We start from the raw sequence: 23,082 nt of genomic DNA, 5'->3' as shown, positions 1-23,082 counted from the left end.
CTCTCACTTTCTCTATTATGTTTATTTATAAGTGCCTGTTATCCTTTTCTCCTGTTTCGTTCCTTCGGATCCATATAATCCCGGATCGTATCTCCCAGAAGATTAAAGATCATTACTGTAATAAAAATCGCCATTCCCGGCGCAAGTACCATCCATGGTGAAATCTGCAGCATACTTCTTCCATCGTTGATCATACTTCCCCATTCTGCCATTGGAGGCTTTACCCCAAGCCCGAGAAAGGAAAGTCCTGCCAGCTCCATCATCATGGTTCCGATATCAAGAACTGAGGTAACAAGGATGGGGCCTGCGATATTGGGAAGGATATGTTTGAACAGAAGCTTTCCTGTACTGCTTCCGGAAAGCTTCGCAGCCATAAGATATGCAGAGTCCTTCTGAGTCAGAGTAAGCCCTCTGGCAAGTCTCGCAAACTTCGGCCAGCTGATCACTGCCAGGGCAATGATCGCATTCTGGATACCGCCTCCCAGAACACCTGCTACTGCCAGGGCAAATACCAGTCCCGGAAAAGCCAGGAACAGATCGGAGATACGCATCAGAACGGTATCGGCTTTGCCGCCCTTCCAACCACAGAAAATACCAATAGCCGTTCCCGCCACAGTGATCACCGCAACCAAGAACAGCGTTGCATAAATACTGGTCGTACTTCCTATGATCACACGGGAAAGCATATCTCTTCCATAACGGTCTGTCCCGAGCAGATGCTCCGGTCCCGGCGGTTTCTGGGCAAGTGCCAGATCCTGGGCATAAGGATCATAAGGGCAGAGATATTTTGCAAATGCCGCTACAAACAGAAGCAATGCTGTAAGCACAAGAAAAAAGACAAGCTTTGCTTTTGTATGATTTTTCCGGATCTTCTGCTTCCGGACTGTGATATTATTTTTTCCACTCATGCTCTGTCACCTCCAAGTCGTACTCTCGGATCCAGATAGTGGTAAATAATATCTGTCACCAGATTTACCAGAACATAAATAACCGCCATCCAGGCCACATAAGCCTGGATGATCGGATAGTCACGCATGGTGATCGCATCTACCGCCAGTTTTCCGACACCATCCCACATAAAGATATTTTCCACAATGGCAGTTCCTCCCAGAAGATTGCCGATGGACAGAGCCAGCAGTGTGATGATCGTCAGCATGGAAGCCTTCATTACACTCTTCCAGATGATCACACGACTGCGGATCCCTCTTGCCCGGGCTCCGGTCACATAATCCTTATTCAGTTCTTCAAGAACCGTGGCACGCACCTGTCTGGTATATTTTGCAGCCATGGAGATTGCTAGTGTCAGTGTTGGCAGAATAATACTCTGTCCGAGATCTGTATTTGTGACTACCGGTAAAACGCCCAGCCTGATGGACAGAAAATACATCAGGACCATGGCAGCAAAAAAATTCGGCATGGAATTGCCGATAAAGCTTAAAAATCTTATCAGATAATCTACCCATTTGTTGTGCTTTACTGCTGACAGGATTCCCAACGGGATCGCAAGAACAATTGTAAGAAGGATTGATGACAGAGTCAGCATCATCGTTGCCGGAAGCTTTGAAATAAAGGTTTCATAGACATCTCTGTGAGACACATAGCTCTCTCCCATATCTCCGGTTACCATTCCCGCAAACCAGGCAGCATATTGTACAAGGAATGGTTTATCAAGGCCATATTCTGCCTTTGCCTTGTCAATGACTTCCTGGGATACTGCAGAGCCTGCATTTTCATACATATAAGTTACTGCATCTCCGCCGGCAAGCCGCATCATGGCAAAAGAAAGAAATGTGATCCCGATCAGGACCGGGATCAGCTGCAGCAACCGTTTTATTATATATTTTCCCATATTTTCCTCTCCGCACTTTGTTTCTCAGTATTTCGAATAACAAAAGTTTAACAACACAGCTGTTCTGCCACAACCCCGGCGGGGGGATTTTACATATTCCATTTTGTCATGCATATGTATTCCATCATGTTCTTATATTCTCACACAGTGACATGCGGATAATTCTTTCCAGCCCTCTCCAAGAGACTGTGGCTCTTCATACTCGATCAGCCTCCGTTTTCTCTCTTCCAGCGGATCCGGGATATGAATCGCAGAAAGCAGGGACTGTGTATAAGGATGCTGCGGATTTTCAAAAAGCTCTTTTGTAGGTGCCATTTCTACCAGCTTTCCGCTTTTCATCACACCGGTTGTATCACTTAAAAAACGTACCATGGACAGATCATGGGCAATAAAAAGAAACGAAAATCTTTTTTCCTGCTGAAGCTTTTTAAAAAGCATGACGATCTGTGCCTGGATAGAAATGTCCAACGATGCGATGGGTTCATCTGCAATGATAAGACGTGGTTCCATGAGAAGGCTTCTTCCTATGGCAACTCTCTGTCTCTGTCCACCGGAAAGCTCTCCCGGCTTTTTCGAAAGAATGCTTTCATCCAGTCCTGTCTCCTTCAGGATTTCCCGAAGCCTGTTCTCCAGCATTTCTCTGTCACGGATCCTGCGGCTGATCTTTACAGGCTCCAGCATGATCTGCCGTATGCTCATTCGGGGATTCAGTGCAGCGCCTGAATCCTGAAAGATCATCTGGATCTCCGTCTGCATTTTCTTCCGCATTCCGAAAGGATCCTTTTTATCCGGCACTCTTTCTCCCTGATAAAAGATCTCCCCGCCTGTAGGCCGGTAGATTCCTGCAAGCGTTCTGGCTGTCGTGGATTTTCCGCAGCCGGTCTCTCCCACCAGTGCCATGATCTCACCTTCCCGGATACTGAAGGAAACATCATCCACTGCATGGATCGTATAATCGGAACGGATACGGAAATGCTGCTTCAGATTTCTGGCTTCGATCAGTACAGGCGCCTGTTTCTGTTCTGTTTTCTGTAAAAATGACGCTTCCTTTTTATCCGGTTTCTGTTTACGGCCGCTGTTTTCCTGTAATCTGTCCTTCAAAATGGAGGGCTTTTCTATTTTCGGAGCTCTTTCATCCAGAAGCCATGTGGCTGCATAATGCGTATCACTGACTTTAAACATCGGAGGAGTCTGTTCATAATCGATTGCCAGCGCCTGGGGATTTCGAACGGCAAACGCATCTCCCGGCGGAGGATTCAAAAGAGAGGGCGGCATTCCGGGGATCGGATTCAGCTCCCCTTTTTCACCTGCAAATACAGGCAGAGAAGACAGAAGTCCCCAGGTATAAGGATGCCGGGGATCATAATAAACCTCTTCTGCTGTCCCGATCTCAATGATCTTTCCTGCATACATAACTGCAACTCTGTCTGCGATCCTTGCAACAGCTCCCAGATCATGAGATATGAACACAATACTGATCCCTGTTTTTTCTCTCAGTTCAAGAAGCAGATCCAAAATCTTTGCTTCCACGGTTGCATCCAGTGCTGTAGTCGCCTCATCGGCAAATAATATTTCCGGATCACAGGCCAGTGCAATAGCCAGCACACAACGCTGACGCATTCCTCCGGAAAAAAAATGAGGCTGCAGGCCATAGCGCTGTTCTGCATCCGGAATCCCTACCAGCTTCAGCATTTCCACAGCTCTTTTTTTCGCCTCATCCCTGGATACTTTCTGATTTTTGATAATAGCCTCTGTGATCTGTTTGCCAACAGGGATCGTCGGATTCAGCGTCAGCATAGGATCCTGGAACACCATGCTTACCTTACTTCCGCACAGCTTTTCCATTTTTTTTCTTTTATAGGCTGTGATATTCTCTCCGCAGAGACTGATCTCTCCGCTTTTTACATGTGCATTCGGTGGCAGAAGCTTCATCACGCTACGGCACATAACAGTTTTTCCACATCCGGACTCACCTACGATACAAAGTATCTCTCCTTTTTTTACCGTGAGATCAACATTCCGGACGGCCTGTACCTCGCCGTCCGGTGTGTCAAAGCTTACCGAATAGTTTTTTAATTCCAAAACGGTTTCCTGCATGATCTTTTCCTTATTTTGTAATGGTCCAGTCTTCAATATTCCACATAACACCTACGGAATGATGTCCCAGAACACGTGTGGTATCCAGTCCGTCAAGTCCGGAAACGCCTACATAATCTCCCTGAAGATAAGCAACCAGAAGGATTCCAGGTGCCTCGGCATATGCCTTTTCGAATTCACTATATGCTTCTTTTCTGGCTTCCTCAGTCTCACCGTGACGGCCTTCCTCAAGATATTTATCCACATCTGCATTGGAATAATGCATGTTGTTTCCACTTGCGTCGGTTACAAAGTTTACATATGCCATATCCGGGTCAAACTGTGTTGAATAGCCGGCAAGAAATCCATTGTATCCTGCATCCCAGTCAAATTTGGTAACAAGCTTTACTTCCATTTCCACACCAGCCTGCTTCAGCATATCAGACATGACATTGGCAATATCCACACGCTCTTCTTCGTAATCACGTACCTGGATGGTAAAGTGGAATTTCTGTCCGTTTCTCTCATAGATCCCATCATCACCTTTTTTCCATCCCAGCTCTTCCATCTTCTTTGCAAAGGTATCCAGATCATAGGAGTAGATATTGGCTTCCTTATCTGTTCCGAGAGGGTTTCTCTGGATCGGGCTGTATGCCGGCTCTCCCTGTCCTGCAAGAACACCTGCAATAATGGAATCCTTATCCAGCGCATAATTCAGAACGCCGATAGAATCTCCGTTTTCCTTCCAGAAATCTGTGCTCATATCCATGGCTGCTCCACGGTAATCTGCTGTGGTGAACTCCCAGTAATTATATCCGTCCTTATCCTTGAACTGAGAAGCGTAGTTGGAATTCAGCCATGCAAGATCCGCCTCACCGGACTGGAGCATGGTTGCCTTTGTAGTCTCATCCGATACTGTACGATATACAACGGTTTCAATATTCGGAACCTTTCCGTAATAATCTTCATTTCGTTTCAGTGTGATCATTCCACCGGTAGCATCCCAGTCTTCAAATTTATAACGGCCTGTTCCCACCGGATTCTGGTTAAAGGATGTGGTATTCACGTCCTCTCCTTCCAGAAGATGCTCAGGAAGGATTCCCATGGTAAAGTAATCCAGCATGGCAGCATCATACTGATCCAGTGTAAAGATCACCGTCTGATCATCCGGTGCCTCAATGCTTGTAATGTCCTGATAGTTGCTGGTGATACTGGCTCCCAGGGTTTCATCCTCTGTAAGCTCCTTATAGGTGTATACAACATCCTCTGCATTGAAATCTTCTCCATCATGCCACTTAACACCATCTCGAAGCTTAAAAGTATAGGTATTGGTATCCTTGTCAAAGGTATAGCTCTCTGCAAGATCCTCTACCGGCTTTCCATTGGCATCATATTTCATCAGTCCTGAAAAAATAAGATCCGGAAGTTCATCATGGTTATTCAGAAGGGGATTGATCGTACTTTCTGACTCACCCGCATATACCAGGGTTTTGTTTTCTTCTGCTGCAGCTACGGTTACCGCACTGCCTGCCGATGCTCCTATGCATGCTGCGGTCACTGCTGCCAGTGTTATCGCCGCATATTTTCTTCCATAGTTGATTCCTGTTCTCTTTTTCATTTTGTTTTCCTCATCTTTCCTTATTTTCAAACCGGTTATCTACACCTCGGAATGTTTTATCACGGTTTGCGTCCAAATATTTTTTTCTGACTGCATCAGAGATTGCTGTAATGATTATTTACCTCACTTCTCACAAAGCTTCCCATACTGGTAATGCACATTAAAGTAATGATCAGAAAAACTCCCGGGATCACGATCACCCACCAGGTATTCATGATCAGTGCTTTATTTGCCAGTGAGAGCATACTTCCCCAGGAGACTACATCAGCCGGAAGCCCGAGGCCAAGAAAACTTAATGTAGATTCCATGGTAATACAGCTGCTTATCGAAGAGATCACCACAAACATGATCGCCGAAACAAAATTCGGGATCAGATGGTGATACATCACATATCCAAAACTTCCTCCGCAGAGTCTTGCATACATCACATAATCACTGTTCCTTATCTGCCGTACTTCACTTCTTACAATACGTGCCAGTGCAAACCACCCGGTAATACCGATGATCACAGATATGCTGATCACATCATCGGCCTGAAGGATCGCAGACAGGATCAGGATCAGCAGAAGGGTCGGAATACTTTCGCACATTTCCGTAAACCGCATCAGAACCGAATCCACCTTTGGACCTGCTGTTCCGCTGATGCATCCGTAGGTAACACCGATCACAGTAATGATCGCAGCACCCAGAAGTCCGATCACCAGAGAAACCCTTCCGCCATACCAGATCAGTGAATAAATATCTCTTCCAAGCGAATCCGTTCCAAAGATAAATTCCTTTCCCGGCGGTGTATTCAGATTCTGGAGATAAAAACCTGAGGGATCATGATTTGCAACAACATTTGCAAATACACAGCCCAAAACGATCAGAAAAAGCAGGAACATGGAAAATACCGGTTTCCCCTTCAGCTTTTCCTGAAATGTTTTTTTTCGTTTTTCAGATTCATGCTGCTTCCACCCGGCACCAACTACCTGAAAAAGCTCAGCTTCTGAAAGCTTCCGGTCAACTACCATACCCTCACCTCCGAATCCTTCATTCTTGGATCGATCTCTTCATTGACAGTCTGTGCAACAAAGCTGCTTAAAAATACGATAAATCCCGTGATCAGCACATCGATCATCAGCAGGTTATAATCATGATATTTAGCAGATTCCACTGCAAGATTTCCAATTCCCGCATAATTGAAAACAGCTTCCACAGTTACAGTCCCACCAGTTACATGGGGTACCGAAACTGCCATGATACTCACGATCGTCGGCATTACATTTCGAAGACAATGCTTCCACAGGATCTTTCTTTTGGAAAATCCCTTGGATCTGGCAAGAAGTACATAATCCTTCCGCACCTCATCCAGGAATTTGTTACGTATCATATATGCGTAATACCAGAGATGGCTGAAGATCATTACTACCAGCGGAAGGATCATATGCTTCATACGATTGCCGATACTATCTGCCATTCCTACATCATAGGCACCGCTGCTTGGGAACCATCCAAGATTTACACTGAAGATCAGGATCAGTACCACACCAAGCCAGAAAGCCGGCACATAATAGGCTGCTGTTCCGATCTTGCAGATCAGCCGGTCGATCCACTGATCCTCATGGAGTGTACAGAATATGGCGATCAGAACTGCCAGTATAAAGATCACAATATAAGCAATTTCTCCCAGCATCAGAGTATTTCCGATCAGCGGTTTGATCACATTCATAACCGGCTGCCTGTATTTCAGCGACAATCCGAAATCACCATGGACTACATTGGTAAACCACCTTACATACTGTACCCCGATCCCCTGATCCAATCCTAGTCTCGTTCTGGCCGCAGCCACCTCATCGCTGGTCATCATTTCCAGGGAATCTCCGTAAAAGGACTGCAGGGGATCTCCCGGTGCCAGTCTCGCCAGCCAGAACACCACCACAGACAGCAGAAACATAACCACTGCAAGCAGAAGGATCCGCTTCAGGATCCGAATGACGAGTTTATTTTCTTTGTTCATAATTTTCCTTTCCCACTGCCCTTTACAGTTCAGACAGACATTCGCATTCCGCTCTGCTGCATGCTCATGAACACAAATCGTGGAGCGATTAGTGTTCATATTTCAAAAGCAGTTATGGCATCCAAAACCATAACTGCTTTTGAAAGGGTCGTGTTATTATTCGACAAAACATTTGTATGCACAAATAGGAGTGCGCGGAGGTTATATGCATCACAGTGTTTTTATATTCAGCACGCGGAGTGTGCTGCTGATATTATTTTATCATTTAACAGCTTTCGGACAACCCCGGTACGGGGATATTGGACAGTCGGGTTTGGCATGGATGTGTATTCCATATAAAAAACGGGACTTTTCTGTATCAGGAACCTGTGTCCCGTGCAGAAAAATCCCGTCTGGTCTTTTGCTTTATTCTTTTATCACTTCCCGGAAATCTGAAGTCTTTCCTTCACGAATCCCAGAAAATCCTTTCCCTGTTCACTGAGCTCTTCACCTCTCCGGCAAATGCACCCGTAAACAAGTTTCTGGCCTTCTCCCGGAAATGTATATTTCACGGAGGAATATCCCGGATCACGGCCGGAAAGATCCGCACCACTGATATTACACAACTCTCCGGACCCAAGAAGACGTTCCACGATATAATCACTGTTTGTTACGACTACGGTCTCTGCCTCCACTGCGGAATGACCGTTTTCCTCTACAAGGTTCCGGTAATTATCCGGGGAAAATTCATCGGGAAATCTCTGGATCAGCCTGAGCTGGGACATATTAAAATCTCCCTCATCTGCTGTATCTGCTTTCCCTTTCCCGGTATAAATATTTACCTCGGTTTCCGTCAGCAGCTCAAATTCCAGGTAATTTCGGGAAAGAAAATACTGGAATGCTGCCAGCTGATTCTGCATCACATAGGCGAATCCCATATCATCCTGTCTGCCTTTCACACGTTTTATGATCTCATGGGTATCTGCTGCGTAAACCTGATAATGAAGATCATCGCACTTATGTGCTTCATAATACGTTACGAAGATATCCGCAAACCAGGAGCTGGGATGAAAGCATACACACAGGCTGCTTTTTGCAAGTGGCTGTGCCTGCATTTCCAGTTCATCTATATTTTCCAGGATCCTCTGCACATGGATATATGCACGCTCTCCTTCCAGTGTCAGCTCTATGCCCTTTGCATGACGGACAAACAGCTGGGTACGCATATCGTCTTCCATGGAACGGATCACCTTGCTTACATTTGACTGCGTGGTAAAAAGCAGTTCTGCTGCCTGGCTGAAGGAGCCTGTTTTGGCACAGGCCGCAAAGTACTGGATCTGTTTGATATTCAGCATAATCCTACCCCTGTTTCTTTGCAAAGATCAGAAACATCGGGGTCGGATTGTAAAACTCGTCTTTTTCGATATAAATACGCTTACTGATGCCAAGATCAAAGGAAAATTCTTCCACACCCATACGTCCCAGTGTTTCCAGATCCCATGCCGGGCGCAGGAAAGAACTGATCGGAAGCTGGCGTTTGATATCCTCGCATTCCTGCATCAGCTCATCCTGGATCTGATGATGGGCATGATTCTCCGGAAGATCCGCAGTGTCCGCAAAGTCTGCTGCTCCGTAGTTTGCATCCAGATTTATCATCACTCCGCCCGGTTTCAGTACACGGAACCATTCCTGATAAGCATGCTCCGCGTCCGGAAGTGTCCAGGTAAGGTTTCGTGATACGATCACGTCAAATTCCTCATCCGGGAAATCCGGGTTTTCCGCATCCATGACTGCAAACTGACAGTCTGCTTTTTCTTCCTCAGCCAGCTCTTTTGCATGGGTGATCATATCCGGTGTCAGGTCGATTCCGGTTACCTGATGGCCTTCTTTTGCAAGAAGAATGGTGAAAAATCCGGTTCCGCATCCCACATCCAGGATCCTGAGATTCTTTTTCTCCGGCAGGTGCTTCTTAAGCTCGGTCATCCATCTGCCTGCAAGGGCGCTGTGAAGTTCCGCTCTTCTCTGTTCCAGAAAGCTGTCGCTGCGCCTGGTCCAGTACTGGGCGATCCTTGTTTTACGCTCATCTTTTTCTCTTACGATATTTCCGTAGGTGATCACAGGGCCGCCTTCCACAACCTGAAGACTGGATACCTGATAAAGAATCACACCGTCCATATCCGCACGGCAGATTTCCTGAACATTTCCCTCATAATCACGGATCTCGCCAAGATACTCGTCCCTGTGAATGATATCTCCTGGTTTTTTCACCGGGTACCAGAGGCCGTTGACGCTGGCACACTGATAGCGGACATCATCCATTTTCAGCGGATAGTAGGTACTGTGAGAACGGATTCCGTTGTAAGCTCCGATGCTGCAGAGAATGTTTCGCACATCGCGACGCATGGAATCCACTTCTTCACGCTCCCAGGTTCCCATGCAGCCACGTTCCAGAAGGACTGCCGGAATGTCACAGGTACTTGCCGCGTAATTGTAGGCGCCGCCTGTGCTTACATTTGACTGTACCATATATGGGACATCTACCTGCTCTGCCATTTTTCGGGATGCTTCCATGATCTCCGGTTTTGCAACGCCTGCAAAATATACATACGGAGTCAGTTCCTCATAATCGTCACCACCGTGGAGATCGATATAATAATCTGCTTTTTTGATCAGGGATTCTGTGATGGCAGCTGCCAGACGCTCCATTCTTGTGCCGTCTTTTTTGCCTGGGAAAACGCGGTTCAGATTTTTTCCGTCTTCCCAGCTGATGCTGCCTGCTCGTTTCTCAAAGTCTTCCCTGTTCAGTACTTTTACCAGAATAAGCTGTCCGTTGACTTTTTCCGGATTCAGTTTTTTGGACAGCTCGATCAGGGTCTGGATTCCTACATATTCTCCTGCATGAAGTCCTGCTGTGACAAGAACAGTTTTTCCCGGATTTTTTCCACGGATGATGGTTGCCGGAAGGGTGAATTCTCCGTCTCCGATTTCCAGGAAACCTTCTGTTTTTTCCCCTTCCACAACCGGAAGATTCAGGAAATGATCCGGTTTTACGCCGGTTACCATAAACATTGGTGTGGACTGATAATTCAGTCTCTCCTCCTCACTCCAGACTGTTTTCCAGATTTCCGTATCGGTATGAATCCCCAGAAGTCCTGCTTCCCGGAGAGTTTTTACATCCCACTGGGGACGACGGATCTTTGACAGCGGTACCTGGAGGGCGATCCGCTCCATACGCTCAATGTCTGTACAGAGATAGTGGTCATCCAGACTGTTGTTCTCCACATTTTTCCGGTCATTTTCGTAGGCTTTCCGCTGCTCTTCCTCATAGAGATAGCCGTACCAGTTAGCGTCAAAATTCAGAAGTGTTCCGCCTGCTTTCAGCACACGGACCCATTCCCTGTAGGCAACATCCGGATGCTCCAGATTCCAGGTGAGATTTCGGGAAATGACCACGTCAAAGGTATTATCCGCAAATTCCAGTTTCTGTGCATCCATCCGCTGGAAACGAATGTTCCGGCAAAGTTCTCCCGCATTTTCCTTTGCCTTTTCCAGCATTCCTTCGGTGTAATCCACTGCATCCACGTGATATCCGGCTTCTGCCAGGATCACAGGGAAAAATCCGGGGCCTGTTCCGATATCCAGGATACGGATCTCTTCCTTGGGTTTGTCCGGGAACTGGCTGGTCAGCACCTTAAGCCATGCGTTTTTCTGGGTTCCCGCAAGCTCTTTATGATTCACTTCGGAGTACCCTTCTGTACGGGTGCTCCAGTAAGATTCGATTTCGTCGAGAAGTTTTTCCACGTTGATTCCTCCGCGCTTTTTTATTTACGTGAGGGCCTGATCTGGTAAGGTTTTCCTAACTTTTTCATACCCCCATAGGTTATGTTTAATGTACCAAATTGTCAGGGTTTTAACAAGCCCCTGGGGGGGATTGCCGTTGTAATTCTCCAGATGCTGTGGTATCATCCTACCTGTAGTAATTCAGTAATGATCCCTGAAAATCAAGCGGATATTGGCGATCTGCATTCGCTGCATCAGGGCAACAGTAAAAATCTCAATACATCGAAATCGAAAGGATGGTTTATATACAAATGACAACACAGGAACTGGCTTATGAAGTCATCAGCCGTTTAAAAAAAGAGTATCCGGACGCAGACTGTACTCTGGATTATGATGATGCCTGGAAACTTCTTGTAAGTGTCCGCCTGGCAGCCCAGTGTACCGATGCCCGGGTCAATGTGGTGGTTCAGGATCTCTACGCAAAATACCCGGATGTGGCAGCCCTGGCAGCCGCGGAACCGGAAGATATCGAAGCAATCGTACGTCCCTGCGGCCTTGGAAAAAGCAAAGCCCGGGACATCAGCGCCTGCATACGTATCCTCCACGAACAGTATCACGACAAAGTTCCAGAAGACTTTAACGCACTTCTGAAACTTCCGGGTGTGGGCCGCAAAAGCGCAAACCTGATCATGGGTGACGTATTTGGCAAGCCTGCCATTGTGACAGATACCCACTGCATCCGTCTTTCCAACCGCATCGGTCTTGTCCATGACACAAAAGATCCGAAAAAGGTGGAAATGGCACTCTGGAAGATCATTCCTCCGGAAGAAGGCAACGATCTCTGCCACCGCCTTGTAAACCACGGAAGAGAAGTCTGTACAGCACGGACAAAGCCTTACTGTGACCGCTGCTGTCTTAATGATATATGTGAAAAAAATGGGATCTGATATGCGATATGTAAAGTACAATAAAACGGACATTCAGACCCCGGAAAGGACAACATTATGAATTTTAAAAAACTGGAAAATAATCTCCTGGATATGATCCAGGAACAGCAGGTAAAGATCGGATATATGAGCGGAGTTACCCGTTTTTATTATCCGCTGCAGTCTCTGAACCGTCTTCTCGGTACTGAGCTTACGGAAGAAGAAATGCAGCACGCAATGGAAGAATTCTCCGATTATGCCTGTGACCGCCTTGGAAAAGTAAAAGCTTCTTCCAAAAACGAACGTTTCTGCATCACTCTGCCGCCACAGGCATCCGATTATGTTCACGAGAACCGGAAACCAAGTGAATTTCTGGTACGCTTTATAAGTACTGTTGCCCGTCACGGCTGTACTCTGGATGAAGTGATGGACGTTTTTCATGCTTATTCCGACCATGTGCATATGGAAAAAACAACCGGCACCGGATTTGATTATCTCGTATATTTCGAAGACGGAATCCCGGACGACTACCGGTACTGCCTGTCCCTGGAAGGTGAGCATATGATCTATCATAAGTTCACACCGGAGGATTATGAGGACTTTGGGTTCTGATATCCGAACAGCATTATAAAAAACCGCCGGTCTGCAGACAGATTTTCAAAAAAATCTTCTGTAAACCGACGGTTCTTTTTATTCTCTACACCCGGAACTTCTTCTGCATCTCCCGGACCATATCTTTCCGCTTAAACAGAAACAGCCAGACAAGCATCAGGAAGCTGACGCAGACACAGATCAGAGACGGATACAGAACATTCACCACACCGGTGGCCAGAAGGATCAATGGGATCACCACACCGAAAGCTCCCGCTTCCAGAAGATAGATCATATATTCTGCAACTTCCAGCTTCTGTGCCGCTGTGATCACCCACATAGAGCAGATCACCGCAAGAGCTGCCAAAGGAAGCAGATAATCCACGGACCAGCCCCGCCAGCCGGTAAACACATCCCACAGCACACCTGCCACCGTTACGATCACCAGCTGCCACATTTCATTCTTCAATAGATTACGCCGCTTCACATAAGCCACCGAAACCATCAGCCAGGTACAGAACGCTCCGGCAGTCACAAACCAGGCCCATCCCATATGACCGTCCACCAGATAATCGATCAGATTACATACCACAGCCAGCACAATACAGAGAAACGTAAAACTCTCAAAAAGCTTCGCCGGAGCTTTCCGCTCCTCTTTCTGTCCCGGAAAATCATTCTCCCGGATCTCACAGGACACCTGCTCTTTTTTCAGCTTCTCCACAAAATTCCGCTCAATATTTCCATTGGGAATCTTGGACGAAAAACTTAAAACCATCTCATCCCCAAAAGAACAGGAGCACAGCTGCAGGCTGTCCGTACTTGCAAAAAGTCCGAATCTCTGAATGTATTTCCGGTATTCCTCCGGCATCCGGATAATTCCCACATTGGAATAGATTGCTGTAATAGACCTTCCGCCAAGCGTTGTCCCTGCAAGAAGGAACGGCGTTTTGATCTCCAGCGGCACCAGACGCAGGATCGGATTCTTTTCCAGGCTTACCAGATCATTCAGCTTCGCCTCGATCACATCTTTACTCAGTTCTTTTGCAAACTGCTCCTTTACGGATTCCAGAATATCCTCAAAAGTCGTCTCCGCAGAAAAATAACAGCTGATCTCGATCCACCCGAAAAAATTCGCCATGGACTGGGACGGAAAATAGTTCCTTAAATTTACCGGGATCATAAGACCAATGGGCTTTTTCGCCTGATTCTGGGGTACCTCTTCATGGATCGCCCAGATAAGAGCCGCCGTAAGAAAAACCGTGATCGACACACCGGCCGCTTTTGCCCGGGCGTGGATTTCACGCACCGGAATGCAGACTTCCGTGATGCTCATATCTTCCTGTCTGAGTTTCTCACCTTTCAGCTGAAAGGCCGGCTTCTTGGACTCTCTCTTTCTTGGAGCATCTGAGGAATAATACTGGGAAAAACTGTCCTCTTCCATATCTCTTCCGGTAATATTTTCGTCCAGAAAAAGCTCCGGAAGTTCTTCCTCCGGATGTGCCTCCTGAAGATAATCTTTTACAAGTTCCATCAGGAAATGCATGGCTCCGGTTCCATCTGTCAGCGCATGAAATACCTCGAAATTGATCCGGTTCTTATGGTAACTCACCCGAAAAAGAAGTGTTTTTTTGTCCGGAATGTAAAGTCCGCTGCAGGGAGCACCTGTTTCTTTCTTTACTATTGCCGGAATATCACGCCTCTCCAGATAAAACCAGAACAGTCCCTTTCTTAAAACCGCCCGGAAAAGAGGATATTTTTCCAGGGTACGGTCCAGTGCTTTCTGCAACGTTTCTTCATTTATCTCTTCTTTCAGTTCACAGTAAAAACGAAATACCCTGGTGTCATTTTTTCCTGTCACCGCCGGGAACGCCAGTGCCGCATTATCCAGTTTTCTCCACTGTGCATATTCGTTCTTCATGATTTTTTTCCTTCTTCCTACTCTTCTGCTTCCAGGAAACGGTTTACATATGCAAAGCTCTCCTGCACATGCAGAAATTTGATTCCCAGTGCAAAATACCCGTGAAAGGCACCTGCGATTCTGTGTACTTCCACACGATTCCCTGCTGCTTTTAAGCGTTCACCAAATGCCTCTCCTTCATCACGGAGAGGATCGAACTCCGCGGTAAGAATCAGTGTATCCGGCATATTTCGGAGATCTTTCTCCAAAATCGGCGCAAAATACGGATTGTTTCTGTCTTCCGGACAGCTCTCATAAAGCTTCAGATAATCTTCCATCTTCTCTGCTGTGAGAAGATAACCGGTCCCGTTTGTTTTTACAGATTCAAAAGGCGACTTTTCTGTATAACAGTTGTTCAGCGCCGGATAGATCAGAATCTGTTTTTTCGGATAAAATTCTCCCCGGTCTCTGGCCATCATACACACGGCCGCAGCAAGATTTCCACCGGCACTGTCTCCCATAATGGTGATACGATCCGAATCGGTATTCAGAAGAAAACAGTTGGTATAAAAAGCCTTCGCTGCCGCATAGCAGTCCATCAGCCCCACCGGAAAACGATATTCCGGTGCCAGCCTGTACTCTACCGAAGCCACGATCTGGCCGGTGGACTGCGCCATTCTGGCACATACCCGCTGGTAATTTTCCACACTTTCTGTCACCCAGCCACCACCATGGAAAAACAGGATCACCGGAGGTTTTTTACCGGAGGCGGCACCATTTTCCATGGCTTCTTCCGTTGGGAAAAACAGACGGATCGGCACTTTGTAGTCTCCATTATAAACCTCCGCATCCAGCGTTTTGTAAAAAATCCTCATAGGATCCATCTTTTTGATATCTGCCAGTTTTCTGGAAGCATCTACTTCTATTCCACCATAAGAAAGGGCATGGAGAACTGTCCGCACAGCACGTGGCATAACAGTATCCCTTCTGGCAGGAACACCGGGAATTATGATCTGGCGGCTTCTTCTGTTTTCTTTTCTGGTATAGATATATTTTGTTTCAGTTTCATACTTTCCGGAAATGCAGACATGTTTCACACAGGTGCGCCTGTAGGCAATCCTTTTCAGAATTTCATGATCCGTACGGATAATTACTTCCGTCCCCTTATATCCCCGGATGTAATAACTGTTTTCTTTCTTTTTTATACGTGGTCGTCTCAGTCGCAGTAAATACTTTCTGATCGCTTTCTCACCTCCGCGAATTTTTCCTTTGTTTTCACCTATGATAGCATCCGCAGCTTATGAGTACAAGTCGTAGTAAAAAATATACTGCTGCATAATTCCACGCATTCCCTTATATCTGCGGTTTGGAAATCCTCTTTTATAATGTACATCCATGACCTGGCGGATATGGGTATCTATGGGAAAAGCATCCATATGATGCAGTGCAAACAGACAGATGCATTCCGCTACTTTTTCACCAACACCACAGAGTTTCATCAGTTCTTTTTTTGCCGCAGGGTAACGCATATCATAGATTTTTTCCAGAGAGATCTCGCCGGATGCAATGGTTCCGGCTGTTACTGCAATATATTTTGCCCGATATCCAAGGCCGCATCCTCGTAATTCTTCTTCCGTCGCCCGGCTTAATGCCGCTACGGTTGGAAACGCATAATATTCCACACCTGTTGCTGAAATCTTCCGTTCGCCATATTTCCGGCAGATTGTCTCGATACATTTTCGGATACGTTTGATGTTATTCTGCTGGGAGATCAGAAACGTGACGATCATTTCCCAGAGATCCTGCCTTAATATCCGGATCCCGTCTCCTGCTTCGATTGCAGCACCCAGATATTTATCCCGGGGATTTGCTGCCTTCATATAAGTTTCATAGTCTGTATCCAGGTCAAAATACATCACCCAGTAACAGATGAATTCCTCCTGGGAGCAGTAAAAATCCACTACTCCGCCTTTCTGATACATTTCCAGATACTGATCTCCCGCAACCATGGAAAAATGTCCATCTCCAAGTTTCTTCATCCGGAAACACTGCCCGGAATCGCATATTTTGTCAAGGCTGAAATGTTCCAGCTCTACTGTGATCATGTTGGTTCCTCTCGTAAGTATTTTTCTTTATATAATGTCCGGTATTCTCTCGGAGTCATCCGATACCTTTCCCGGAATACACGGTTAAAAGTTCTCTGGCTTTCAAATCCTGCATTCATACAGATGTCTGTAATACTCTCATCCGTGCATTCCAGATGTACCGTCACATAATTCAGTCGCTGTTCATTGAGAAACTGATTAAAATTCCGGTGAAAAGTTCCGGAAAAAACTCTGGACAGTGTAAACTTGCTGACTCCAAGATCTCTGGCCATCCGATCCAGGGACACTTCCTCCCTGAAATGTCTAGCTATATAGGATACTGTCTGATAGATGATATCGTTACTCTCCACACTGCTCTTTTCCATCATATGGAAGCAGGAAATACTTCTTGCCAGAAGGATCTGTACGTAAGCCTGCTCCACCACAAGGTTTTTTCCCTCTTCTTTCCGGTTGGCCCGGAGACATTGCACTGCATTGACGATATCCCGGTGAACCTGCTCCTTTTTTATGACCGGATCTTCCGGGCAGCTGTTCTGAATGATATCCGCAAACTGACCAGTCAGCGCAGGTTTCGCCCAGAGATACACTGCCCTGTTTTCTCCGGGAGAAAATACCTGATAATGATGGATCACATCGGGAAAAATCACCGCAAAATCTCCCTCTTCCATATGAAAAAGCTCCTGTCCCATCCCAAGTTCCAGGGTTCCCTCTGTGATATAGATAAACTCTATGGAATTATGAAGATGAGGCGAAGCATGGGCAGAGGTCCGCAGATGAATATGGAGATTCTTCTTTTTTTCTTCGTATACTGGAAACATGGATTCTTCTCTCCCGCAAGATTTGACTACTTTTTCTGTGTTTTTGGCACGTAATATTTCCGAGAGTTTATTATAATGCATTTGTAAGTTAAAGAAAAGAGGAGGAAAACAAAATGAGAAAAATCAAAGACTTTATCAAATATGCAATGGAGTGCTACATGGACATTTACGCAAGATACCCATACAGCTTCCGCTAAGAAGATCCACAATAATATCTGAAGTCACGGATATTTTGTGTGGATCATACACATGAAAAAAACTGAATAAAGGTCAATAAATGACTTGTGCGAAAATAATATCACCTGGCATCATGAAGAATCTCCAATGCCCGTTTATATCTTCCATGCAGACGTGATATCTGTTCAGCAGATATATTTTCGCAGTCAGAAAGACGTGTTACATCAGAATTGTGGAGCAGATCAGCCTGCTTCACTTTTTTTGCAATTGGATTTTTCCGGAGATTCCGGATATAGTCGAAATAATTCATACTCTTATCTCTTGTAAGATAACGTAAGGCCTCCACAACTTCTTCCGGAAATTCTCCGGTAAGATCTTCAAATGTGATTGCCGTATCTTCTACCACATCGTGAAGAAGTGCTGTACATACACTGAGTTCATCATCCATCTGCTCCGCTACATGAAATGGATGAAAAATATAAGGTGTCCCGCTTCGATCTGTCTGTCCATGATGTGCCTCGTATGCCACCTTCATAGCTTTTTTCGTCAAAGCTGTATAAATCATAACCGCGCCTCCCGTTGGGTCTTTCGAACCGCCGTTCCGTACTCTGTACAACACAGTATAGCATCTATATGTCTTTCACACAAGGACAAAAAGTTTTATATATCTATCATTTTTACTTATATGCGACAATTTTCTGATTATAGTATTCCCTTGCCCTCATTCTGAAATTGGTATATACTTACTTTTAAATGAGCAAACCACCACTGTTCCGGTGGTAATACAGAAAGGAATCTTACCAATGAAATTTATATATCCCGCAGTTTTCCGTCCTACAGAGGACAAAAAATACAACGCTTTTTTCCCGGATCTTGCCTGTTGTGAGGCCCAGGGCGACACACTGGACGACGCCATCGAAAATGCCAATGCTGCCGCATATGACTGGATCTACACAGAGCTTATGGAATTTGAGGGAAAACTTCCTCCTGTTTCCGATGAGAGCGATCTGGATCTTCAGGAAGGTGATGTTGTCCGCAATATCTCTGTAAATATCCGCTTCCAGGATGGATGGGACGAATAAAGATCTCTCTTCGGGCAAAAAATATCATTTGTATGCAAAAGCATCAGAATCGGTAACTGCTTTTTGTTACTGATCCTGATGCTTTTTATTATCTGCTTCTTTATTGTTCATGATACTGTCTGAAAAACTTACGCAGTCCGTCCAGCGCTTTTACCAGTACTTCTGTCTCATCCTCATTGAGCTCCTCAAGCACTGCTTCTGTCATCTGCCTGTGGAATTCCGCATGATGGTGATATGCCATACGTCCTTTGTTGGTAAGCTGAATAAATACCACACGTCGATCCTTCTCACTTCGCTCTCTCTTCACATAGCCCTTCTTTACAAGGCTGTTCATGGATGTTGTGAGGGAGCCTACGGTGATCTTCAGCTTGGCCGCGATGGAAGACATATTCCCTCCGCCAAGGCCTACTGCCTCGATAATGTGCATATCATTGTTGGAAATATCTTTATATTTATCTGTGATGATGGCTTCTTCCTCCAGCCGAAGGATCTCGTTGAACAGATTCACCAGCACGTCATTTATAACTTCCCGATTGTCCACTCTAACCCGCTCCTGTTTCTCCGGAGCAAAAAAGCTTCTCCGGTTCTCTGTTTATGAAGCCATCGTAACATAAATATGGGATTTTTTCCACTGGATTTTTGCTTTGGCGGATACAAAATCACTGCGCTCATAATTTCTACATTTTACGGAAACGTTCATAGCGATGTTCCAAAAGCTTTTCCGTTTTTTTCTGTCCATATTTCTCAAGAAAATCTACAATTCCATTTTCCAGATAAGCCGTTGCATCGTTTATATTCTCACGATTTACAGGCTCTGTTTCCGGGATCACATGCTCGATCATTCCCATCTGGTAAAGATCCGCGGCAGTAAGTTTCATCACTGCGGCGGCTTCTTTCGCCTTTTTGCTGTCTTTCCAGAGAATGGAAGCGAAGCCCTCCGGGGACAGTATGGAATATACGGAATGCTCCAGCATCCATACTTCATCTGCCACTGCAAGGGCGAGGGCACCGCCACTTCCGCCTTCTCCGATCACAATGGAAAGTACCGGAACTGTAAGACCTGCCAGTGTGTAGAGATTTTTTGCAATGGCTTCTCCCTGTCCGCGTTCTTCTGCTTCCAGACCGCAGAATGCACCCGGCGTATCCACAAGGCAGATCACCGGTCTGTGAAACTTCTCCGCCTGCTGCATCAGACGCAGGGATTTCCAGTAACCTTCCGGGGAAACCATTCCGAAATTCCGGGCAATGTTTTCCTTTGTTCCTTCACCTTTTTCCTGAGCGAGAACTGTCACCGGCTGTCCATGGAAAAACGCCACACCGCCGATCACTGCCGGGTCATCGCCGCAGTGACGGTCTCCGTGAAATTCCATAAAATCATCAAAGATTGCTTCGATGTAGTCTTTTCCTGTGGGTCGTGTTTTGCCCCTGGCAAGCTGGACATGTTCCCAGGGGGTGTAATTTCCTGATGGGACAAATTCCGGCCAGATTGTATTCCCGATATCTCTGTCCGTTTTATCGGACTGTCCATTATCCCGTACTTTATTTTCATGTAACTTCAGGATATCCGCCAGCACGATCCTCTGTTCCTCACGCTCCACGATCTTATCCACAAAGCCATGCTCCAGAAGAAACTCCGCTCTCTGGAATCCCTTTGGAAGTTTCTGGCCGATGGTCTGCTCGATGACTCTGGGGCCGGCGAATCCGATCAGTGCTTTTGGCTCTGCCAGGATAATATCTCCCAGCATGGCAAAGCTTGCCGTCACGCCACCTGTTGTCGGGTCTGTAAGAACCGGCACATAGAGAAGGCCTGCATCGCTGTGTTTCCGGATCGCCATGCTGGTTTTTGCCATCTGCATCAAAGATACCAGACCTTCCTGCATTCTGGCACCGCCGGAACAGATGTAAAGGATCACCGGAAGCTGTTCCTCCGTGGCACGTTCAAAAACCCGGGTGATCTTTTCCCCTACGATCTCTCCCATACTGGACATCATGAAACGGCAGTCACAGACACCAAGAGCCACTGGTGTCCCTTTTATGGTACACTTGCCGGTGACCACAGCTTCATCAAGCCCTGTCTTTTCGCGGAGAGCACGAAGTTTTTCTTCATACCCTTTGTACTGAAGGGGATTTCCTTCTTCCATATGGGCGTCCCACTCCACGAAGCTTTTTCTGTCTGCGATCATTTTGATCCGCCGGTAGGCAGGTACATGAAAATAATTTCCGCAGTGTGGACAGATATAATGATTCTGTTTTACCTCATCTACAAAAACCGCTGCTTTGCAGGCATTGCATTTACGCATCAGGTTATCCGGCACCTCCGGAGTGTTTTCATGCTCCTCACCGCGGATATCCCGGACTGTTTTTTTGAACATATGCTTAATTCTCATTGATCTTCACTCCCGCAATGGTATGGCTTGCCAGAAAGCCAGTGTCAAAGTTTCCGGACTGATAATCCTCATTTTTCAAAATCTCATACTGGTAATCAATGTTTGTATCAATTCCGTCAATGATCACCTCACCAAGGGCACTCTGCATTTTTGCAATGGCCGCCTTACGGCTGTCCGCATGGACAATCAGTTTGGCAAGCATGGAATCATAATACGGCGGGATCTTGCATCCGTTGTACACGCAGGTATCCACACGGATCCCGTTTCCTCCCGGAAAATGCGCTCCCTGAATGGTTCCCGGTGAAGGTCGGAAATTTTTCTGAGGATTCTCGGCGTTGATCCTGCACTCGATGGCGTGTCCCATAATCCGGACATCGCTCTGCGAGATCTCGAGAGGCATTCCGGAAGCGATTTTCAGCTGTTCTTTTACAAGATCAATCCCCGTCACCCACTCTGTCACCGGATGCTCTACCTGGATCCTTGTATTCATCTCCATAAACCAGAATTTTCCATCCGGTTCCAGAAGAAATTCGATGGTTCCTGCATTTACATAACCGGCTGCTTTTGCCGCTGTCACTGCCGCATGTCCCATTTTTTCCCTCAGTTTTGGTGAAACTGCGGCGCTTGGGGATTCCTCGATCATCTTCTGATGATTTCTCTGGATAGAGCAGTCACGTTCTCCCAGATGGATTACATTTCCCTGACTGTCTGCAAGGATCTGAAATTCAATATGTCGCGGATTTACCACAAAATGTTCAATGTACATGGTACCGTCGCCAAAAGCGATCTCGGACTCTTTTCTGGCTGTTGCGTAGGCCTCCGGAAATTCCTCCGGTGTATTTGCCACGCGCATGCCTTTTCCACCGCCACCAAGAGCTGCCTTGATAATCACCGGATAGCCGATGCGCTCTGCCTCTTTAAGACCGGTTTCAATATCTTCCACATCCCCTTCACTGCCTGGAACTACCGGAACACCCGCCGCGATCATGGTGCTTCTTGCAATCTTTTTGTTGCCAAGCATGCGGATAACCTTTGATGGTGGTCCTACAAATGTAATTCCGCATTTTTCGCAGAGCTCCGCAAATCTGGCGTTTTCGGAAAGAAAACCAAAGCCCGGATGGATCGCATCCGCACCGGAAACCATGGTTGCGCTGATGATCTGCTCCATATTCAGATAACTCTGTGCGGAAGGTCCCGGCCCGATGCAGATTGCTTCGTCTGCCAGCTGCGTATGAAGACTTTCCTCATCTGCCTCGGAATAAACCGCTACCGTTGCAATTCCCATTTCCCTGCAGGCACGGATAATACGCACCGCGATCTCGCCTCTGTTGGCAATCAGTAACTTTCGAATCATACAATCACCTTACCCGATCATAAATGTAAGTTCTGCCTCTACGGCAACTTCTCCGTCTACAGATGCCACTGCGGAACCGATTCCCACAGGGCCCTTTCTGCGGATGATCTTTGTCTCAAGACGGAGCTTGTCTCCCGGAACTACTTTTCTGCGGAATTTGCACTTGTTGATGCCGCCGAAATAAGCAGTTTTTCCCTTCATATCCTCCAGGGAAAGGATGGCTACCGCGCCAACCTGGGCCAGTGCCTCCACCATAAGGACACCTGGCATTACCGGCTCCTTGGGAAAATGTCCACGGAAAAAGTCCTCGCGGAAAGTCACACATTTATATCCAACGGCAAACTCTCCCGGTTCATAATCTTCGATATAGTCCACAAGCAGAAACGGATGTCTGTGCGGAATGATCTCTTCGATCTGTTTTACATCAAGATGTTTCATTTATTT

The 23,082-nt window shown here is 46.4% G+C and carries 20 protein-coding genes; 3 read left to right on the top strand and 17 right to left on the bottom strand.

Going from position 1 to position 23,082, the window contains the following annotated elements:
- Positions 1–38 precede the first annotated feature (38 nt).
- From nikC to G5B06_RS06725, 8 genes are all read right to left on the bottom strand, one after another.
- Complete coding sequence (gene nikC, locus G5B06_RS06760; RefSeq protein WP_173722334.1) at positions 39–908, bottom strand: nickel transporter permease; 870 nt, start codon at positions 906–908, stop codon at positions 39–41.
- Entirely contained in the window at positions 905–1,849 is a 945-nt protein-coding gene (gene nikB, locus G5B06_RS06755; protein WP_118062337.1) for a nickel ABC transporter permease, read from the bottom strand. The genes nikC and nikB overlap by 4 nt, the downstream gene beginning before the upstream one ends.
- 132 nt (positions 1,850–1,981) lie before the next feature.
- Positions 1,982–3,931 (bottom strand): ABC transporter ATP-binding protein, encoded by a 1,950-nt coding sequence (locus G5B06_RS19235; RefSeq protein WP_274602769.1) that lies wholly within the window; start codon positions 3,929–3,931, stop codon positions 1,982–1,984.
- Between the two features lie 25 nt (positions 3,932–3,956).
- Complete coding sequence (locus tag G5B06_RS06745; RefSeq protein WP_173771616.1) at positions 3,957–5,543, bottom strand: ABC transporter substrate-binding protein; 1,587 nt, start codon at positions 5,541–5,543, stop codon at positions 3,957–3,959.
- 95 nt (positions 5,544–5,638) lie between these two features.
- Positions 5,639–6,556 (bottom strand): ABC transporter permease, encoded by a 918-nt coding sequence (locus G5B06_RS06740; protein ID WP_173771614.1) that lies wholly within the window; start codon positions 6,554–6,556, stop codon positions 5,639–5,641.
- On the bottom strand, positions 6,550–7,542 hold the full coding sequence (locus G5B06_RS06735; RefSeq protein WP_173771612.1) for an ABC transporter permease: 993 nt from the start codon (positions 7,540–7,542) through the stop codon (positions 6,550–6,552). The genes G5B06_RS06740 and G5B06_RS06735 overlap by 7 nt, the downstream gene beginning before the upstream one ends.
- A gap of 416 nt (positions 7,543–7,958) precedes the next feature.
- Positions 7,959–8,876: a LysR family transcriptional regulator gene (locus G5B06_RS06730; RefSeq protein WP_129975116.1), complete on the bottom strand. Its 918-nt coding sequence runs from the start codon at positions 8,874–8,876 to the stop codon at positions 7,959–7,961.
- 4 nt (positions 8,877–8,880) lie between these two features.
- Positions 8,881–11,322 carry a methyltransferase domain-containing protein gene (locus G5B06_RS06725; RefSeq protein WP_173771610.1) on the bottom strand — a complete coding sequence of 814 codons (2,442 nt, stop codon included), beginning with the start codon at positions 11,320–11,322 and terminating at the stop codon, positions 8,881–8,883.
- A gap of 290 nt (positions 11,323–11,612) precedes the next feature.
- On the opposite strand from G5B06_RS06725, the gene G5B06_RS06720 reads away from it, so the two are divergent.
- Together G5B06_RS06720 and G5B06_RS06715 are read left to right on the top strand one after the other, a co-directional pair.
- Positions 11,613–12,248, top strand: a complete 636-nt coding sequence (locus G5B06_RS06720) for an endonuclease III domain-containing protein (RefSeq protein ID WP_173771608.1) — start codon at positions 11,613–11,615, stop codon at positions 12,246–12,248.
- Between the two features lie 57 nt (positions 12,249–12,305).
- Positions 12,306–12,839 (top strand): DUF3877 family protein, encoded by a 534-nt coding sequence (locus tag G5B06_RS06715; protein ID WP_173762928.1) that lies wholly within the window; start codon positions 12,306–12,308, stop codon positions 12,837–12,839.
- Positions 12,840–12,924: 85 nt separating this feature from the next.
- Here the strand turns inward: G5B06_RS06715 and G5B06_RS06710 are convergent, their stop codons facing one another.
- From G5B06_RS06710 to G5B06_RS06690, 5 genes are all read right to left on the bottom strand, one after another.
- On the bottom strand, positions 12,925–14,736 hold the full coding sequence (locus tag G5B06_RS06710; RefSeq protein WP_173771606.1) for a DUF6320 domain-containing protein: 1,812 nt from the start codon (positions 14,734–14,736) through the stop codon (positions 12,925–12,927).
- A gap of 17 nt (positions 14,737–14,753) precedes the next feature.
- Positions 14,754–15,689: an alpha/beta hydrolase gene (locus G5B06_RS06705; RefSeq protein WP_173762930.1), complete on the bottom strand. Its 936-nt coding sequence runs from the start codon at positions 15,687–15,689 to the stop codon at positions 14,754–14,756.
- A gap of 324 nt (positions 15,690–16,013) precedes the next feature.
- Positions 16,014–16,820 (bottom strand): DNA-3-methyladenine glycosylase family protein, encoded by an 807-nt coding sequence (locus G5B06_RS06700; protein WP_173762931.1) that lies wholly within the window; start codon positions 16,818–16,820, stop codon positions 16,014–16,016.
- A complete protein-coding gene (locus G5B06_RS06695) occupies positions 16,817–17,638 on the bottom strand; it encodes an AraC family transcriptional regulator (protein ID WP_173762932.1) in 822 nt (273 codons plus the stop codon). The genes G5B06_RS06700 and G5B06_RS06695 overlap by 4 nt, the downstream gene beginning before the upstream one ends.
- Before the next feature lie 298 nt (positions 17,639–17,936).
- Positions 17,937–18,380 (bottom strand): HD domain-containing protein, encoded by a 444-nt coding sequence (locus G5B06_RS06690; protein ID WP_148446064.1) that lies wholly within the window; start codon positions 18,378–18,380, stop codon positions 17,937–17,939.
- A 238-nt stretch (positions 18,381–18,618) separates the two neighbouring features.
- On the opposite strand from G5B06_RS06690, the gene G5B06_RS06685 reads away from it, so the two are divergent.
- Positions 18,619–18,897: a type II toxin-antitoxin system HicB family antitoxin gene (locus G5B06_RS06685; RefSeq protein WP_148446066.1), complete on the top strand. Its 279-nt coding sequence runs from the start codon at positions 18,619–18,621 to the stop codon at positions 18,895–18,897.
- 100 nt (positions 18,898–18,997) lie between these two features.
- Here the strand turns inward: G5B06_RS06685 and G5B06_RS06680 are convergent, their stop codons facing one another.
- The 4 genes from G5B06_RS06680 to fabZ form a co-directional block, all read right to left on the bottom strand.
- On the bottom strand, positions 18,998–19,438 hold the full coding sequence (locus G5B06_RS06680) for a MarR family winged helix-turn-helix transcriptional regulator (RefSeq protein WP_148446068.1): 441 nt from the start codon (positions 19,436–19,438) through the stop codon (positions 18,998–19,000).
- 136 nt (positions 19,439–19,574) lie between these two features.
- Entirely contained in the window at positions 19,575–21,284 is a 1,710-nt protein-coding gene (locus G5B06_RS06675) for an acetyl-CoA carboxylase carboxyltransferase subunit alpha (protein ID WP_173762933.1), read from the bottom strand.
- Entirely contained in the window at positions 21,274–22,638 is a 1,365-nt protein-coding gene (gene accC, locus G5B06_RS06670) for an acetyl-CoA carboxylase biotin carboxylase subunit (protein ID WP_148446071.1), read from the bottom strand. Before accC ends, G5B06_RS06675 begins: the two co-directional genes overlap by 11 nt.
- 9 nt (positions 22,639–22,647) lie before the next feature.
- Entirely contained in the window at positions 22,648–23,076 is a 429-nt protein-coding gene (gene fabZ / locus G5B06_RS06665; protein ID WP_021977160.1) for a 3-hydroxyacyl-ACP dehydratase FabZ, read from the bottom strand.
- Positions 23,077–23,082 lie beyond the last annotated feature (6 nt).

The sequence above is a fragment of the Blautia luti genome, from assembly GCF_013304735.1.
In the GTDB taxonomy this organism is placed as follows: domain Bacteria; phylum Bacillota; class Clostridia; order Lachnospirales; family Lachnospiraceae; genus Blautia_A.
This window is presented reverse-complemented; position numbering and strand designations above follow the sequence as displayed.

Excerpts from the sequence above, each read along its gene's own strand:
- nikC (WP_173722334.1), bottom strand. The coding sequence starts at position 908 with ATGAGTGGAAAAAATAATATCACAGTCCGGAAGCAGAAGATCCGGAAA.
- nikB (WP_118062337.1), bottom strand. The coding sequence starts at position 1,849 with ATGGGAAAATATATAATAAAACGGTTGCTGCAGCTGATCCCGGTCCTG.
- G5B06_RS06745 (WP_173771616.1), bottom strand. The coding sequence starts at position 5,543 with ATGAAAAAGAGAACAGGAATCAACTATGGAAGAAAATATGCGGCGATA.
- G5B06_RS06740 (WP_173771614.1), bottom strand. The coding sequence starts at position 6,556 with ATGGTAGTTGACCGGAAGCTTTCAGAAGCTGAGCTTTTTCAGGTAGTT.
- G5B06_RS06735 (WP_173771612.1), bottom strand. The coding sequence starts at position 7,542 with ATGAACAAAGAAAATAAACTCGTCATTCGGATCCTGAAGCGGATCCTT.
- G5B06_RS06730 (WP_129975116.1), bottom strand. The coding sequence starts at position 8,876 with ATGCTGAATATCAAACAGATCCAGTACTTTGCGGCCTGTGCCAAAACA.
- G5B06_RS06720 (WP_173771608.1), top strand. The coding sequence starts at position 11,613 with ATGACAACACAGGAACTGGCTTATGAAGTCATCAGCCGTTTAAAAAAA.
- G5B06_RS06715 (WP_173762928.1), top strand. The coding sequence starts at position 12,306 with ATGAATTTTAAAAAACTGGAAAATAATCTCCTGGATATGATCCAGGAA.
- G5B06_RS06710 (WP_173771606.1), bottom strand. The coding sequence starts at position 14,736 with ATGAAGAACGAATATGCACAGTGGAGAAAACTGGATAATGCGGCACTG.
- G5B06_RS06705 (WP_173762930.1), bottom strand. The coding sequence starts at position 15,689 with ATGCCACGTGCTGTGCGGACAGTTCTCCATGCCCTTTCTTATGGTGGA.
- G5B06_RS06700 (WP_173762931.1), bottom strand. The coding sequence starts at position 16,820 with ATGATCACAGTAGAGCTGGAACATTTCAGCCTTGACAAAATATGCGAT.
- G5B06_RS06695 (WP_173762932.1), bottom strand. The coding sequence starts at position 17,638 with ATGTTTCCAGTATACGAAGAAAAAAAGAAGAATCTCCATATTCATCTG.
- G5B06_RS06690 (WP_148446064.1), bottom strand. The coding sequence starts at position 18,380 with ATGATTTATACAGCTTTGACGAAAAAAGCTATGAAGGTGGCATACGAG.
- G5B06_RS06685 (WP_148446066.1), top strand. The coding sequence starts at position 18,619 with ATGAAATTTATATATCCCGCAGTTTTCCGTCCTACAGAGGACAAAAAA.
- G5B06_RS06675 (WP_173762933.1), bottom strand. The coding sequence starts at position 21,284 with ATGAGAATTAAGCATATGTTCAAAAAAACAGTCCGGGATATCCGCGGT.
- accC (WP_148446071.1), bottom strand. The coding sequence starts at position 22,638 with ATGATTCGAAAGTTACTGATTGCCAACAGAGGCGAGATCGCGGTGCGT.
- fabZ (WP_021977160.1), bottom strand. The coding sequence starts at position 23,076 with ATGAAACATCTTGATGTAAAACAGATCGAAGAGATCATTCCGCACAGA.